Source organism: Streptococcus sp. Marseille-Q5855 (genome assembly GCF_946901985.1).
In the GTDB taxonomy this organism is placed as follows: domain Bacteria; phylum Bacillota; class Bacilli; order Lactobacillales; family Streptococcaceae; genus Streptococcus.
The window spans coordinates 85,907-101,556 of the sequence record NZ_CAMPPR010000009.1 but is presented as its reverse complement, the minus strand read 5'-3'; the positions used below and the strand labels follow the sequence as shown (position 1 = coordinate 101,556).

Here is a 15,650-nt window from a genome sequence, read left to right as displayed (position 1 = left end):
TAAAAAATGGTATACTAATACTAATAAAAAATTAGGAAGTAAATGTGTGAAAAGCAATTTTAACAAAATCCAAAAAGCCGTCGGTACCAGACTGGGTTTTGTCCTAACCCTTTTAATCCTATATTGGCTCAAAACCTTATTAGCCTATGCCGTTGACTTTAATTTAGATATTCAAGTGGGCAAGTTGCAGGGAAATTACCTTGCCTTTATCGCCTTTTTCAATCCCCTTCCCTTGGGACTACTCCTGCTGGCTCTAGCCCTCTATGCTCGGTCAACCAAGATTTTTTATGGCCTGAGTATAGCTATTTATAGCCTTTTATTCATTTGGCTTTATTCTAACGTCTTTTACTATCGAGAATTTAGCGACTTTATCACGGCTAATACCATGAAGGTGGTCAGCAAGGTGTCTGTCGGCACTGCAGAACTAGAGTTACTGCGTCCTTGGGATTTCATCTATTTTATGGATTTCCCATTGCTGGCTTTCCTTTTCTATAAAAAATTCATCCAACTGGATAGGAGACCCTTCAAATTCCGCTCCAGTGTTGCTATCACTGCTCTCTCAGCCCTGCTCTTTTCTGCTAATCTTTTCTTGGCTGAAATTGAACGTCCCGATCTCCTGTCGCGAGGATTTTCGAATTATTATGTTGTCCGCGCCCTCAGTTTACCAGCTTTTCTAGGTTATAGTGCCAACCAATCCTACAGCGCCAACAAGGAACGTGCCAAGGCCTCTGAGACCGACCTGCAACCTATTACAGATTATATTCAAGAACATTCTGCTAAACCCAATCCAGACTATTTTGGCCTTGCCAAAGGAAAAAATGTGATTTATCTCCACTTGGAGAGTTTCCAACAGTTCCTGCTTGACTATAAACTCAACATAGATGGAACTGAGCATGAAGTCACTCCCTTCCTCAACTCCCTCTACCATTCGCAATCAACCCTAGCCTTTTCGAATATCTTTAACCAAGTCAAGGCTGGGAAGACCTCAGATGCAGAAACCATGCTGGAGACTGGTTTGTTTGGACTTGACCAAGGTTCCTTTATGGTCAATTACGGTGGTACCAATACCCAGCAGGCAGCGCCTTTTATCCTATCGAAAAATGGCTACCAATCAAGTGCTGTCTTTCACGGTAATATTGGGACCTTCTGGAACCGAAATACGACCTACAAACAATGGGGCTACCAATACTTCTTTGATGCTTCCTACTTCACCAAGCAGGACAGTAGCAATTCTTTCCAATATGGTTTAAATGATAAAATCATGATGAAAGATTCTATTCAGTATCTGGAGCATTTACAGCAACCTTTTTATGCTAAGTATATCACAGTGTCCAATCACTATCCCTATGCTAGCAATCTGACAGGCGATGAGCTTGGTTTCCCACTGGCTAAGACCAAAGATGAAACAATCAACGGCTACTTCCAAACCGCCAACTATCTGGACAGTGCCATCAAGGCTTTCTTTGACTATCTCAAAGAAAGTGGCCTCTATGAAAAATCCATCATCGTCATTTACGGAGACCATTATGGGATTTCCAACTCCCGCAATCCTGAGCTGGCACCCTTGATTGGCAAGACTTCTGAGAACTGGTCGAATTACGACAATGCCATGTTGCAACGAGTGCCTTTTATGGTGGTCATGCCTGGTTATGAAAAGGGGCAAATCATCAATACCTACGGTGGACAAATCGATATCTTACCGACTCTCGAACACCTCCTTGGTATTGAGTCCAATTCCTTCCTTCAAGTCGGCCAAGACCTTCTGTCTCCAGATCATCAAGAAATCGTTGCCTTTCGGACTGCCAATTCCTTCGTCACACCCAAATATACCAGCTACGACGGACGAACCTACTATACTGAGAGCGGTCTTGAAATCAGCAATTTTGATGAACAAACTCAGACCGAACTGGAAAGCGTTCGTCAGGCAGCCAGTCAACAGCTGAAAATCAGCGACCAGATTCAAACTGGCGATTTGATCCGTTTCTACCAAGCAGATCATCTTGGAAAAGTTGATACTGAAAGTATTTCTTACCTCAATTCTTTACCAATTCTTCAAAAGATTGAGCAGGAAAAAGGTAGTCAATCAACCAGTCTCTTTAGCCAACGACAAGGTAAGACCAGTGCTGACCTTTTCAAGGCACCAAGTTACCAAGAACTCCATCCCGAGTCGGCAGAAACCGAATCAAAATCACAATAAAAGATGCTCTTCCATCGTGGAGGAGCATTTCTTTTTATCAATGAAAATCAAAGAGCAAACTAAAAAACTAGCCTCAGATTAACTTTGAGATTATAGGTAGAGAGGTTGTAACTACAATATATGTCTGTCAAGTTTAGTGACGTAGATAGTAGAAGATAAATCAGCTTCAGCAGGTATCTGGAAAATTTAATTTTATAGAAAAGCCTTTTGTTACAAACTCAATATACTATCAATAAATAATATTATAGAAGCAACAATAATTAAAATTTCGCCTATTTGCATCATTCTATTTCGAACTTTAAATATATGTTCTATCAAAAACACTTGGATCACACACATTATAGGAATGAAAGTTTTTGAAATTGAAAAATATCCCAATAAATAAACTATAAACAACAAAAATAGAACTATGTTATATTTCTTATTCAAAACATTCCTCCCTATATTTTTTGATTACCAATCTTAATCATTTACAACTACATTATAACAAACTATAAAAGCGTTTGTAGAATTGAATTTATCAAGCAAGCGACCAACTAGCTCATCTTTTTTCTATTTCTGTCAATATGCGTGACAGGTAGTAATGATATCCAAAAATAGCAAGAGCAAGCAAGAGGATAAGAACTCCTACTCCCAAGCTGATGGCAAGGACAGGGGCGAGAGACCGAACCAAGAATAAGCTCCCTATTACAAGGGCCATTAAGATTGCACTATAAATAAAAATCAAAACTATTGCTACTATACGATTTGAACGGTTCACCAGGTCAGTAATACTACTCCAATTGGTTGACAGATTTTTCACGTCCTTAAGGTAATGGTGGCAAGAAAGGATAACACTGGCAAGGATCCATGCCACAAGAAGGTAAATCATCGAAAGGATGGGCAAGCCTAGATATAGAGAAAAGCCAAGTAAAGTCAGAACTGGTAAAAAGGACTGGACAGCAAATATAATCCAAAATTTCACTTTCACATAACGAGCAAAATCAAAGGGTAAACTCTTCAGAAAATCAACATTTTCCCTCTCCAAGGATAAAGCAATTGAATGCAGGCTGGTGATATTGTTATTGACAACTGCTATAAACACTCCTACAAAAAACAAGGGTAACCAGTATAGAGGATGAATATATGGAACTATCTGAGAATCTCGGATTTTGGAAATCAGACCAATCATCATGAGATAAGGAAGGAAAGCACTTGTAAAAAGCACTGTAACCACGCCAGTTCCCTGTCCCAAGAGGGTGAGGTGGTAGCGTAAAACCATACGGAAAAAGCCCTTTTTATTAGTAGTTGAAATTCTCTCCTTATTGCGACGTTCTTTCTTGACCTTCTCCTCACTGTTAAGCAGAATCACGTCATAAAAATGAGGAAGAACCTTCTTTTTGGTCAGGTAAAGTAAGAAGACAGTTAGAGTTATCCAAGCGAGCAGACCCAGTATGGCTTCTGTCGAAAAAGGCTCCACTGCTATTTTGTAAAAGATATGAAGAGGATAAAGGAGAAATGGAATGTCTCTAACTTTGTCAACAATACTTCCAAAAGTCGACTGTAGAAAGAGGACAAATATTAAAGGTATGAGAACTCCTATCCCAATCATCACATTGGCAAAAATAGACTGATACTTTCTGAAGACCCTAGTCTGAGCCAAGAAATGTACTGCCACTACCATCACTAAAGTAACAGAGACAAATAATAAGGCCAAGGACAGCAGCATCAAAGGCAAGCCAAGCCAAAGAGAAGGTGCTAGCCTAATGTAGAGAACTAGAAAATAAGCTAGGATTGGTACAATTCCAGGCAGAGCTGGCAAGAGGACAGACAGTCCTTTAGCAATTATAATCTCTGATTCTTTAAAGGCATAAGGCCTATACGATACCAAATCCTTACTCTCATAAAAGACATTGTAAAATGCAGTGAAAGAAGTTGAAAAGGCAAGCACCAGTAAAATAGCAACCATGCTACTAAAAAAACTTGGTATTTCCTCAAAAGGAAAACGAAATGCTATATTTATAAACATTAAAAGCATCAAGAGACTAGAAAAAATGTAAGAACTTAGGACTCTAGCGGAAACATTTACTTTTTTCCCAGGATTCTTGGCTTGCTTCTTTCGTAGGTTAGCCAGATTAGCTTCTTGAGATGAATAGAGGATATTGATATCAACTAATTTTTTAATGACCTTGAGACGCATCTGAAACCTCCTCTTTTCTACCAGCAAGGTTAAGATAGATACTTTCTAAAGACTGGTCTGGATGGTCTTTTCTCAAGTCCTCTACGCTACCACAATAAATCAAATGTCCCTTTTTCAAAATGGCAATCCGATCACAGACTTGCTCAGCTACCTCTAGGACATGGGTTGAAAACAAAACTATCTTACCTTTTTGTGCATGTTCCTTCATCATCTGCTTCAAATCAAAGGCAGCCTGGGGATCCAAACCAGTTAAGGGTTCGTCCAAGACCCAAATATCAGGATCAGACAAGAGTGCCCCAATGACAAAGACTTTCTGACGCATTCCGTGAGAAAGAGTTTCAATAACCTGATAGCGGTTTTCAGCAAAATCAAAAACGTTCAATAGCCTAGCTAGACTAGCCTCCAAGTCAGAGCTAGTCAGATCATAGGATGAGGCAAGCAATTCCCAAAATTCATTGGCCGTTAAGCGTAAAAATAAGTCAGGCGAGTCTGCTACGTAGCCAATCTTTCGTTTGATCGCCAAGCGATTTTCCGATAAATCCTGACCATCTACCAGAATACGACCACTGCTGGGCGAAATGATACTGACTAAGGATTTTATGGTGGTCGATTTTCCAGCCCCATTATGGCCAATCAAGCCCATAATCTCCCCATTTTCAATCTGCAAATTGAGATTGCTCAAAGCCTCTTTATCACCATACAACTTACTAACATTTTGAAATTCAATCATGGGATGACTCCTATCTTTATCTATATTACATACTATTATACTAGCACTTTGATACAAAAAAATCAACACTTTATTTTAAGTAGATACAATAGTTTCCTTCTATTCTTACGCAAACGTTGGCGCTAACCAATACTTTATGATAGAATAAAGAACAAGATTGACAAGTAAGAGGAAACATCATGCAAAATCAAACACTCATGCAATACTTTGAATGGTATCTGCCCCACGACGGTCAGCACTGGACGCGTCTGGCTGAAGATGCTCCACACCTAGCTGATCTCGGTATCAGTCATGTCTGGATGCCACCAGCTTTCAAGGCTACCAATGAAAAAGATGTCGGCTATGGGGTCTATGATTTATTTGACTTAGGAGAGTTTAATCAAAAAGGGACTGTCCGCACCAAGTATGGTTTTAAAGAAAACTATCTTCAAGCCATTCAAGCTCTAAAAGCACAGGGAATCCAACCAATGGCTGATGTGGTACTCAACCACAAGGCTGCGGCCGATCACATGGAAGCCTTTCAGGTCATCGAAGTGGACCCTGTAGACCGTACAGTCGAACTTGGAGAACCCTTCACCATCAATGGCTGGACTAGCTTTACCTTTGATGGTCGCCAAGATACCTACAATGACTTCCACTGGCATTGGTACCACTTCACAGGTACAGACTACGATGCCAAACGTCGTAAGTCTGGGATTTATCTCATCCAAGGGGACAATAAAGGCTGGGCTAACGAGGAATTGGTCGATAACGAAAACGGAAACTACGACTACCTCATGTATGCCGACCTAGACTTTAAACATCCTGAAGTCATCCAAAACATCTATGACTGGGCTGACTGGTTCATGGAAACGACTGGTGTAGCTGGTTTCCGCTTGGATGCCGTTAAACACATCGACTCTTTCTTCATGCGCAATTTCATCCGCGATATGAAGGAAAAATACGGTGAGGATTTCTATGTTTTTGGGGAATTTTGGAACCCAGACAAAGAAGCCAATCTGGACTATCTCGAAAAAACGGAAGAACGCTTTGACCTTGTCGATGTTCGTCTCCACCAGAATCTCTTTGATGCTAGCCGAGCAGGTTCCAACTATGACCTTCGTGGCATTTTCACAGATAGCCTGGTTGAACTCAAGCCTGACAAGGCTGTGACTTTTGTCGACAACCACGATACACAACGAGGTCAGGCTCTTGAGTCTACTGTTGAAGAATGGTTCAAACCAGCAGCCTATGCCCTCATTCTGTTACGCCAAAATGGCCTTCCATGTGTCTTTTACGGCGACTACTATGGGATTTCAGGGCAATATGCTCAAGAAGATTTCAAAGAAGTCCTTGACCGCCTCCTAACCATCCGAAAAGATTTGGCCTATGGAGAGCAAACAGACTACTTTGATGATGCTAACTGTATCGGTTGGGTACGTTCAGGTGCTGAAAATCAATACCCAATCGCAGTCCTTATCTCAAATGACCAAGAAAACAGCAAGTCAATGTTTGTCGGCCAAGAATGGGCTAACCAAACCTTTGTAGATTTACTTGAAAACCACCAAGATCAAGTTACAATCGATGAGGAAGGTTATGGACAATTCCCAGTCTCAGCTGCTTCGGTAAGTGTCTGGGCAGCTAATACAATCTAATAGTCAATGATTATAAAGTCAGATCCAATCAGATTTGGCTTTTTTGGTATGAAAAAGACCTACCCAAATGGATAGATCTTTAAACTCAATGAAAATTAAAGAGCAAACTAGGAAGCTAGCCGCAGGCTGCTAAAAACACAGTTTTGAGGTTGTAGATAAGACTGACGAAGTCAGTTACATACCTACGGCAAGGTGAAGCTGACATTGTTTGAAGAGATTTTCGAAGAGTATTACTTGATTACAATTTACCTGCTACTTCATCCAACAATTCTTGGATCTTAGCTTGGTTGCTTCCTCCTGCCATGGCCATGTCTGGTTTACCACCACCACGTCCATCGACGATTGGTGCCAATTCTTTGACAAGGTTTCCTGCATGAAGGTCTTTTGTCTTGCTTGCTACAAGGACATTGACTTTGTCACCGATAGCGGCAACTAGGACAAGAAGATCAGAGTAGTCTTTTTGTTTCCAGTTATCTGCAAAAGTACGAAGGGCACCTGCATCTGATACAGAAACTTGGCTAGCAATGTAACGGTGACCATTGACTTCCTTAACATCCTTGAAGATGTCTCCTGCGGCTGCGGCTGCGGCTTTTTCTTTCAACTCAGCATTTTCTTTTTGCAATTGACGAAGTTGTTCTTGAAGTCCTTCTACCTTGTGAGGTACTTCCTTGACTTGTGGTGCTTTAAGAGTTGCTGCGACAGCTTTAAGAGCGTCCTCTTGTTCACGGTAGGCTTCAAAGGCTTCCTTACCAGTCACTGCCAAGATACGGCGAGTTCCTGAACCGATACCTTCTTCTTTGACAATCTTGAAAAGACCAATTTCAGAAGTGTTACCAACGTGGGTACCACCACAAAGCTCGATAGAGTAGTCACCGATAGTAACAACACGGACTTCCTTGCCGTATTTCTCACCAAAGAGGGCCATAGCTCCCATTTCCTTGGCAGTGTCAATATCTGTTTCAACTGTCTTGACTTCAAGAGCTTCCCAGATTTTTTCGTTGACTTGCTGTTCAATCGCACGCAATTCTTCAGCAGTCACTGCTTGGAAGTGGGTAAAGTCAAAGCGAAGGAATTCGACTTCGTTAAGAGATCCTGCTTGTGTTGCGTGATTTCCAAGGATATTATGAAGGGCAGCATGAAGCAAGTGAGTCGCAGTGTGGTTTTTCATAACACGGTGACGACGATTTGTATCAATTGCCAAGGTATATTCTTGGTTCAAAGCAAGTGGTGCAAGAACTTCAACTGTATGAAGAGCTTGTCCGTTTGGAGCTTTTTGAACATTGGTCACAGTAGCTACGACCTTACCTGACTCATCCAAGATTTGTCCGTGGTCAGCTACTTGTCCACCCATTTCAGCATAGAATGGTGTTTCTGCAAAGATCAGTGATGCAGTTCCTTCTGCTACAGCTTCTACTTCTGCATTGTCAGCCACGATAGCCACCAACTTAGAAGGCAATTGGCTAGCATTGTAGTTGAAGACACTTTCTACAGTGATGTTTTGAAGGGTTTCATTTTGCATCCCCATTGAACCACCCTTAACAGCTGACGCACGCGCACGTTCTTGCTGTTCTTTCATGGCTGCTTCAAAACCTTCACGGTCTACAGTCATGCCAGCTTCTTCAGCGATTTCTTCAGTTAATTCAACTGGGAATCCATAAGTATCATAGAGTTTGAATACATCTGAACCAGCGATAACAGATTGACCTTTTTCTTTCAAGTCTGCTACAATGCCTTGGGCAAAGTGTTGACCTGAGTGAAGAGTACGCGCAAATGATTCTTCTTCGCTCTTAACGATTTTCTCAATAAAGTCACGTTTTTCAAGCACTTCTGGGTAGTAGCTTTCCATGATTTTTCCAACAGTTGGAACGAGTTTGTAAAGGAAAGGCTCGTTGATTCCCAATTTTTGACCATGCATAGAAGCACGGCGAAGGAGACGACGAAGGACATAACCACGGCCTTCATTTCCTGGAAGGGCACCATCACCGATAGCAAATGAAAGTGAACGGATGTGGTCTGCGATGACCTTGAAGCTCATGTTGTCGCCATCTTGGTCATAGACCTTACCAGACAATTTCTCTACTTCACGAATGATTGGCATGAAGAGGTCTGTTTCAAAGTTGGTCTTAGCCCCTTGGATAACGGCCACCAAACGCTCCAAACCAGCGCCCGTATCAATGTTCTTGTGTGGCAATTCCTTGTATTCGCTACGAGGAACAGCAGGGTCTGCGTTAAATTGTGACAAAACGATGTTCCAGATTTCGATATAACGGTCGTTTTCAATATCTTCTGCAAGCAAACGAAGACCGATATTTTCTGGGTCAAATGCTTCTCCACGGTCAAAGAAAATCTCTGTATCAGGTCCAGAAGGTCCTGCACCGATTTCCCAGAAGTTGTCCTCAATCGGAATCAAGTGACTTGGGTCCACTCCTACCTCAATCCAGCGGTTGTAAGAATCTTTATCATCTGGATAGTAAGTCATGTAAAGTTTTTCAGCTGGGAAGTCAAACCACTCAGGGCTTGTCAAAAGCTCATAAGCCCAAGTGATAGCTTCGTCACGGAAGTAATCCCCGATAGAGAAGTTCCCCAACATTTCAAACATAGTATGGTGACGTGCTGTCTTCCCTACGTTTTCGATGTCGTTGGTACGAATCGCTTTTTGGGCATTGGTAATACGTGGATTTTCAGGGATGATAGTCCCATCAAAGTATTTCTTAAGGGTTGCTACCCCAGAGTTGATCCACAAAAGTGTTGGGTCATTTACAGGAACCAAACTCACTGATGGTTCTACAGAGTGTCCTTTGGTCGCCCAGAAATCAAGCCACATTTGGCGGACTTGTGCACTAGATAGTTGTTTCATATTGTCTCCTTATTACTTGTTTAATGTGATTGGCTTTCCAGCATTTCCACATAGTCAATCGCGACACAGAGAGAAATGACTAGGTCTGCATAAGCATCCTCAAGAACCGTTACGGTATAGGTAGAGGTCAGATGGAAGAGTTCCTTCTTGATTTCCGCAATCAGCTGATCGCGATCATCCAGCAATTTGAAATTCAAATCCCAGATATTGCCCTCGATACGAAGACCCAGATTATCAAACTCATACTTATCTCGCCAGAAGGTCAACTTCTTACGAATGACAAAACTCGAGCCATCCCGAAGCTGAATCTCAAAACGAGGTAGCAAGGTCAAGATTTCTTTACTGATCTGACTGACTTGTTCACCATTAGCATCATAGATGGTAAAAGTTTTGGGAATCTTAAAAAATGATCCCTCTACCTGATAGGCGATTTCTCCCCTGTCATCCTTGATAGCGAAGCGTTCGCCTCCAAGACGAAACTTTTGTTTGACAAGAAATGTTTTCATCAACACCTCCAAAAAATCAAAAGACAAGCTCATATCACGAAGGGCGAAAAACCGCGGTACCACCTTCATTCAATGAACTTGTCATTCTCTTGTTCTTATGCAATTGTTAAATTGAGTAGCATGACTTCCTAGCTTAGATGGCTCGCAGCACCGCCATTTCTCTGGACTAAGACAACTGAAAATCAATTCTCAACTTTCTTATTATAACGTTTTTTTAAGTTTGCGTCAACTGGAAATGATTCCTATTTAAATAACCCATTCCCTACATCTCAGATTACTTTTTCAGAATATACTTTTTCTTACTGCCATTTTTCTTTTTATCCCAACTTTTATCCCAAAGTTTTGAATTGTTAAAGATAGCTACGAAAATATTTGCAAATATAAAGAACCCTATCACCAAATGTATGGAATCAGTTGTTAGGTATTGTCGATCCAAACCATCCTTTAGAGAGAATAGTATAACAGTTTGCTGAGCAGTCAAAAGGGCTGGCCAAAAAAATTTTTTGAAAAAAGTAGATATTTTCATTATTTGTTACCGCTTTCTGTAAGGTTAAGCTTAGTATACTACTAGGCAAGCAAATAAGCAACTATCATAGAAAAAGATACCGTTACAAAATTGCCTTTTATTTTTTAAAAAACGAACCAGCTTAACTGATTCGTTTTCGTACATTCTATTTCTACTTCCGATACATTTTAAATTGTAGGAAGAGGTCGCTATATTTGCCTGTCCATTTATGGTCAAATTTCTCATAAACTTCTAGGTGTTTCATGGTTTCAGCATCTGGATAGAAGGCCTTGTCTTCTTTTTTCTCCTCTGGGAGTAGTTCCTTGGCTGGTAGGTTTGGTGTTGAATATCCGACATACTCTGCATTTTTGAGAGCATTTTCGGGTTTCAACATAAAGTTGATAAAGGCATAGGCTGCATCTTGGTTTTTGACTGTTTTGGGAATGACCATATTGTCAAACCAAAGGTTGCTGGCTTCAGTCGGTACCACATAGCGTAGATTTTCATTTTTCTCCAGCATTTGGCTGGCTTCACCAGAGAAGGTCACGCCGATTGCAGCGTTGTTCTGAATCATATAGCCCTTCATCTCATCCGCCACAATAGCCTTGATATTTGGAGTCAATTTGTAGAGCTTATCAACTGTCTCTTCTAACTGCTGGGGATCCTTGGAGTTGAGGCTGTAGCCCAGCGAGTTAAGCCCCAGTCCCAGCACCTCACGCGCCCCATCAAAGAGCATGATAGAGTTCTTATACTCTGGCTTCCAGAGATCATCCCAATGCTCAGGCGCCTCATCGACCATGGTTTCATTGTAAACAATTCCCAAGGTTCCCCAGAAGTAAGGAATGGAGAATTTATTGCCTGGGTCAAAGGACTGGTTGAGAAACTCTGGTCCGATATTTTCAAGACCTTCAAGTTTTGAATAGTCAAGCGGTACCAAGAGGTTTTCGTCCTTCATCTTGTTAATCATATATTCACTAGGGATGGCAATATCGTAGGTCGTTCCACCCTGCTTAATCTTGGTATACATGGCTTCGTTGGAGTCAAAGGTCTCGTACTGGACTTGGATTCCTGTTTCTTCTGTAAACTGAGTCAAGAGTTCTGGATCGATATAGTCCCCCCAGTTGTAGATAACCAGTTTTTGACTATCTCGGCTATTGATTTTACTATCTAAATGCGTCGCAATTCCCCACAAGACCAGGATAATGGCTACAATTCCTGCTAAAAATGAATAGAGTTTTTTCATGCTTGCTCCTCCTTCTCACGTGAGATAAAGTAATATCCAACAACTAGGATAATACTAAAGAGAAAGACAAGGGCAGACAGGGCATTGATTTCTAGCGAAATCCCCTTGCGAGCACGAGAGTAAATCTCGACGGACAAGGTTGAAAAGCCATTTCCCGTTACAAAGAAGGTCACAGCAAAGTCATCTAGCGAATAGGTGAAGGCCATGAAATAACCTGCAATGATAGACGGAGTCAGGTAAGGAAGCATGATTTCCTTGAACATCTGAAATTGACTGGCACCAAGGTCATAGGCCGCATGAATCATGTCGCCGTTCATTTCCTTGAGTCGAGGCAAGACCATCAAGACCACGATAGGAATGGAGAAGGCCACGTGACTAGATAGAACGGTCAAAAAGCCGAGTGAAAACTTAAGTTGGGTAAAGAGAATCAAGAAGCTGGCACCAATCATAACGTCAGGCGCAACCATGAGGATATTATTGAGTGATAGAAAGGCTTCTTGGTATTTCTTACGAGACTGGTAGATATAAATAGCTCCAAAAGTCCCGATAATGGTCGCAATCAAGGCTGACAGAAAGGCCAAGAAAAAGGTCTGAGTCACAATCAACATGAGACGACCATCCCCAAACATAGTTTTAAAATGGCTCAGGCTAAAGCCTGTAAAGCTATTCATGTCATTGCCTGCGTTAAAGGCATACCCAATCAGGTAAAAAATCGGCAGGTAGAGGACAAGAAAGACCAGTCCCAGATAAAGGTTGGCAAATTTTTTCATCGTTCTCTCCTTTCCTTGGTCACCCACATGGTGATGAACATGGTCAAGATGAGAATCACACCGATGGTTGAACCCATACCGTAGTTGTCATTGGTTAGGAAATTCTGCTCAATGGCTGTCCCCAAGGTGATAACACGGTTCCCACCAATCAAACGTGTCAGCATGAAGAGACTCAAGCTGGGGATAAAGACCGACTGAACCCCACTTCTTACACCGTTCATCGATAGAGGGAAGATGACATGACGGAAGGTCTCCCACTTGGTCGCACCGAGGTCATAGCTGGCATTGATGAGATTGTTATCCATATCGTCCAAGACATTAAAAATCGGCAAAATCATAAAGGGAAGCTCGATGTAGCTTGCGACAAAGATAAAGGAGAAATCGGTAAAGAGCAACTGCTGTGAACCAATTCCGATGAATTCCAAAAATTGGTTAATAGAGCCATTTTGACCAAAAATCCCAATAAAGGCATAGGCTTTAAGGAGCAAATTGATCCATGTAGGCAGGATAATCAGCATAAGCCAGAGTTGACGGTGCTTGAGACGGGTCAAAAAGAGGGCTGTTGGATAGCTGATAAGCAAGGTCACAAAGGTCACAATTCCTGCATAGAGTACAGAGTTGAAACTCATTTTTAGGTAGGTCAAGTTTTGTGACGCAAAGTAGGATTTATAGTTTTCTAAGCTAAACTGGCCTTCGATGTTGAAAAAGGATTGGCCGAAAATCAATACCAAGGGTGCCAGGACAAAGAGTGCAATCCAAAGCATGTAGGGCACTACAAAGAGTTTAGAGCTTGTTTTCTTCATCTCTTTCCTCCTCGATTGCATTGATCAAACCTGCTTCTTGCTCTTCGATTTCCACGTATTCTTCGATACGGGCATCGAACTCTTCTTCGGTTTCATTGAGACGCATGATATGGATGTCTTCTGGTTCAAAGTCCAGACCGATTTCCTCACCCACAATGGCCTTGCGAGTCGAGTGGATCATCCATTCATTTCCAAGTTCGTCATAGGCAATAATCTCATAGTGAACCCCACGGAAGAGCTGGGTATCGACCTTAACTTGGAGCTTGCCTTCTTCAGGAAGGGTAATCCGCAAATCCTCTGGACGAATAACAACCTCAACAGGTTCATTTGGCTTCATCCCCCCATCAACCGCTTCGAAGCGTTTGCCGTTAAACTCAACCAAGTAGTCCTCAATCATGGTACCTGGCAAGATGTTTGACTCGCCGATAAAGGTGGCAACAAAATGGTTAATTGGCTCATCGTAGATGTCCACAGGAGTTCCAGACTGGACAATCTCTCCATCATTCATAACGAAAATCCAGTCACTCATGGCAAGGGCTTCTTCCTGATCGTGGGTAACAAAGACAAAGGTAATTCCCAATCGTTGTTGCAGTTCACGCAGTTCGTACTGCATATCTGTTCTTAATTTCAAGTCCAACGCTGACAAAGGCTCGTCCAACAAGACCACACGGGGTTGGTTGATGATGGCACGGGCAATAGCCACACGCTGACGTTGTCCTCCAGAAAGTTTGCGAATGGAACGTTTTTCATACCCTTCCAACTGAACCATCTTGAGAACTTCCGCTACGCGTTTCTCGATTTCTTTCTTATCAATTTTACGCAAGCGGAGTGGAAAGGCAACATTTTCAAACACATTCATATGTGGAAACAAGGCATAGGATTGGAAGACAGTATGGACGTCTCGCTTGTTGGTTGGGATGTCATTGATGCGGACACCGTCCAGTAAAATATCTCCTGTCGTCGCATCCAGTAAACCTGCAATGATGTTAAGGATAGTTGATTTCCCTGAACCAGACGCGCCTAGAAGGGTATAGAATTTCCCTTCTTCCAACTCAAAGTTGATATCTTTGAGAACCTTGGTGTTGCTGTCTTCAAAAACTTTTGAGACGTTTTTGAATTCAATAATTGGTTTTTTCAATTGTCATTTATTCCTTCTTTTTCATAGATTAACAGATCAGGGCTCTGTCAGGCCGCCACTACCTCGTGTAGGAGATTAAACTGCCTACATTCTTCTGCACTAACGATAGGCTTTCACCCCCTTTCCATGATATAGCAGCAGCTTTTCAAATACAGCTTCTTACTTGCTTTCACCTAAAATACGGACTTCTCTCTCAAGAGTAACGCCAGAGTGTTCCTTGACTTTTTCAATCACAGACTCAATCAAGTCCTCGTAGTCTTTAGCCGTTCCATCAGCAACGTTAATCATGAAACCTGCGTGTTTTTCTGAGACTTCTACTCCACCAATACGATAGCCTTTCAAGCCAGCTTCTGAAATTAATTGACCTGCAAAATGCCCAACAGGACGCTTAAATACCGAACCACAAGATGGATATTCCAAAGGTTGCTTGAGTTCACGTAGGTGCGTCAAGCGGTCCATTTCCTGCTTGATAACCTGATGACTTCCTGGGGCTAGGGCAAATTTAGCTGATAAGACAACCGCACCAGACTCCTGAATGGCTGAGTGGCGGTAACCAAAAGCCAAGTCCTTGACAGACAGGGTCTCGATTTCTCCGTCCTTAGTCAAAATCTTACAAGACTGTAAGATGTGGGCAATCTCACCACCATAGGCACCTGCATTCATAAAGACAGCACCACCGACGCTCCCTGGAATGCCACAAGCAAACTCAAAGCCAGTCAAACTATGACGAAGGGCAATGCGAGTTGTTTCAATCAAGTTAGCACCAGCTTCAGCTTCGATGGTATAGCCATCAACGGAAATGTTGTTGAGCTTGTCACACAAGATAACAAATCCACGAATCCCACCATCACGAACAATGATGTTGCTAGCATTTCCAAGAACCATCCAAGGGATATTTTCTTGATTGGCAAATTTGACAACGCGCGCCAACTCAAAACGATTTCGTGGAAAGACCAAATAATCGGCCTCTCCACCTACTTTTGTATAACTATAGCTATGCAAGGCTTCCTTAAAACGGATATCAATTCCTTCTAAGATTTCAAGCATTTTTTCTCTTACAGACATGTCACTCTTCCTTTTACAAAATT

12 protein-coding genes are annotated in these 15,650 nt (G+C 41.9%); 2 read left to right on the top strand and 10 right to left on the bottom strand.

The features are described from left to right. Positions 1–46: 46 nt before the first annotated feature. On the top strand, positions 47–2,197 hold the full coding sequence (locus OC529_RS10885; RefSeq protein ID WP_173253367.1) for an LTA synthase family protein: 2,151 nt from the start codon (positions 47–49) through the stop codon (positions 2,195–2,197). Positions 2,198–2,738: 541 nt separating this feature from the next. On the opposite strand, the gene OC529_RS10880 is transcribed toward OC529_RS10885, so the two are convergent. After that, positions 2,739–4,376, bottom strand: a complete 1,638-nt coding sequence (locus OC529_RS10880) for a hypothetical protein (protein ID WP_173253366.1) — start codon at positions 4,374–4,376, stop codon at positions 2,739–2,741. Then, the gene (locus tag OC529_RS10875; RefSeq protein ID WP_173253365.1) at positions 4,357–5,106 is read right to left on the bottom strand and encodes an ABC transporter ATP-binding protein; all 750 of its coding nucleotides are present in this window, start codon (positions 5,104–5,106) and stop codon (positions 4,357–4,359) included. Before OC529_RS10875 ends, OC529_RS10880 begins: the two co-directional genes overlap by 20 nt. 179 nt (positions 5,107–5,285) lie before the next feature. Between OC529_RS10875 and OC529_RS10870 the strand changes: the two genes are divergently transcribed. Then, positions 5,286–6,740: an alpha-amylase gene (locus OC529_RS10870; RefSeq protein WP_173253364.1), complete on the top strand. Its 1,455-nt coding sequence runs from the start codon at positions 5,286–5,288 to the stop codon at positions 6,738–6,740. Positions 6,741–6,978: 238 nt separating this feature from the next. Here the strand turns inward: OC529_RS10870 and alaS are convergent, their stop codons facing one another. The 8 genes from alaS to murB form a co-directional block, all read right to left on the bottom strand. After that, complete coding sequence (alaS, locus tag OC529_RS10865; protein ID WP_173253363.1) at positions 6,979–9,597, bottom strand: alanine--tRNA ligase; 2,619 nt, start codon at positions 9,595–9,597, stop codon at positions 6,979–6,981. Between the two features lie 20 nt (positions 9,598–9,617). Then, positions 9,618–10,103, bottom strand: coding sequence for an LURP-one-related/scramblase family protein (locus OC529_RS10860; RefSeq protein WP_049522288.1), 486 nt, complete (start codon positions 10,101–10,103; stop codon positions 9,618–9,620). A gap of 274 nt (positions 10,104–10,377) precedes the next feature. After that, the gene (locus tag OC529_RS10855; protein ID WP_262082166.1) at positions 10,378–10,629 is read right to left on the bottom strand and encodes a hypothetical protein; all 252 of its coding nucleotides are present in this window, start codon (positions 10,627–10,629) and stop codon (positions 10,378–10,380) included. A 151-nt stretch (positions 10,630–10,780) separates the two neighbouring features. Then, on the bottom strand, positions 10,781–11,851 hold the full coding sequence (locus OC529_RS10850) for an ABC transporter substrate-binding protein (protein WP_262082165.1): 1,071 nt from the start codon (positions 11,849–11,851) through the stop codon (positions 10,781–10,783). Then, complete coding sequence (locus tag OC529_RS10845; RefSeq protein WP_000712740.1) at positions 11,848–12,621, bottom strand: ABC transporter permease; 774 nt, start codon at positions 12,619–12,621, stop codon at positions 11,848–11,850. Before OC529_RS10845 ends, OC529_RS10850 begins: the two co-directional genes overlap by 4 nt. Further along, positions 12,618–13,424 carry an ABC transporter permease gene (locus OC529_RS10840; protein ID WP_000753801.1) on the bottom strand — a complete coding sequence of 269 codons (807 nt, stop codon included), beginning with the start codon at positions 13,422–13,424 and terminating at the stop codon, positions 12,618–12,620. The genes OC529_RS10845 and OC529_RS10840 overlap by 4 nt, the downstream gene beginning before the upstream one ends. Further along, entirely contained in the window at positions 13,405–14,562 is a 1,158-nt protein-coding gene (locus tag OC529_RS10835) for an ABC transporter ATP-binding protein (RefSeq protein ID WP_000742895.1), read from the bottom strand. Before OC529_RS10835 ends, OC529_RS10840 begins: the two co-directional genes overlap by 20 nt. A 159-nt stretch (positions 14,563–14,721) precedes the next feature. Further along, positions 14,722–15,627 carry a UDP-N-acetylmuramate dehydrogenase gene (murB, locus tag OC529_RS10830; RefSeq protein ID WP_262082164.1) on the bottom strand — a complete coding sequence of 302 codons (906 nt, stop codon included), beginning with the start codon at positions 15,625–15,627 and terminating at the stop codon, positions 14,722–14,724. Between the last annotated feature and the right edge of the window lie 23 nt (positions 15,628–15,650).

What these genes read in the sequence shown, in the direction of transcription:
- OC529_RS10860 (WP_049522288.1), bottom strand. Translation starts at nt 10,103, where the DNA reads ATGAAAACATTTCTTGTCAAACAAAAGTTTCGTCTTGGAGGCGAACGC.
- OC529_RS10870 (WP_173253364.1), top strand. Translation starts at nt 5,286, where the DNA reads ATGCAAAATCAAACACTCATGCAATACTTTGAATGGTATCTGCCCCAC.
- OC529_RS10845 (WP_000712740.1), bottom strand. Translation starts at nt 12,621, where the DNA reads ATGAAAAAATTTGCCAACCTTTATCTGGGACTGGTCTTTCTTGTCCTC.
- OC529_RS10875 (WP_173253365.1), bottom strand. Translation starts at nt 5,106, where the DNA reads ATGATTGAATTTCAAAATGTTAGTAAGTTGTATGGTGATAAAGAGGCT.
- murB (WP_262082164.1), bottom strand. Translation starts at nt 15,627, where the DNA reads ATGTCTGTAAGAGAAAAAATGCTTGAAATCTTAGAAGGAATTGATATC.
- OC529_RS10840 (WP_000753801.1), bottom strand. Translation starts at nt 13,424, where the DNA reads ATGAAGAAAACAAGCTCTAAACTCTTTGTAGTGCCCTACATGCTTTGG.
- OC529_RS10855 (WP_262082166.1), bottom strand. Translation starts at nt 10,629, where the DNA reads ATGAAAATATCTACTTTTTTCAAAAAATTTTTTTGGCCAGCCCTTTTG.
- alaS (WP_173253363.1), bottom strand. Translation starts at nt 9,597, where the DNA reads ATGAAACAACTATCTAGTGCACAAGTCCGCCAAATGTGGCTTGATTTC.
- OC529_RS10880 (WP_173253366.1), bottom strand. Translation starts at nt 4,376, where the DNA reads ATGCGTCTCAAGGTCATTAAAAAATTAGTTGATATCAATATCCTCTAT.
- OC529_RS10850 (WP_262082165.1), bottom strand. Translation starts at nt 11,851, where the DNA reads ATGAAAAAACTCTATTCATTTTTAGCAGGAATTGTAGCCATTATCCTG.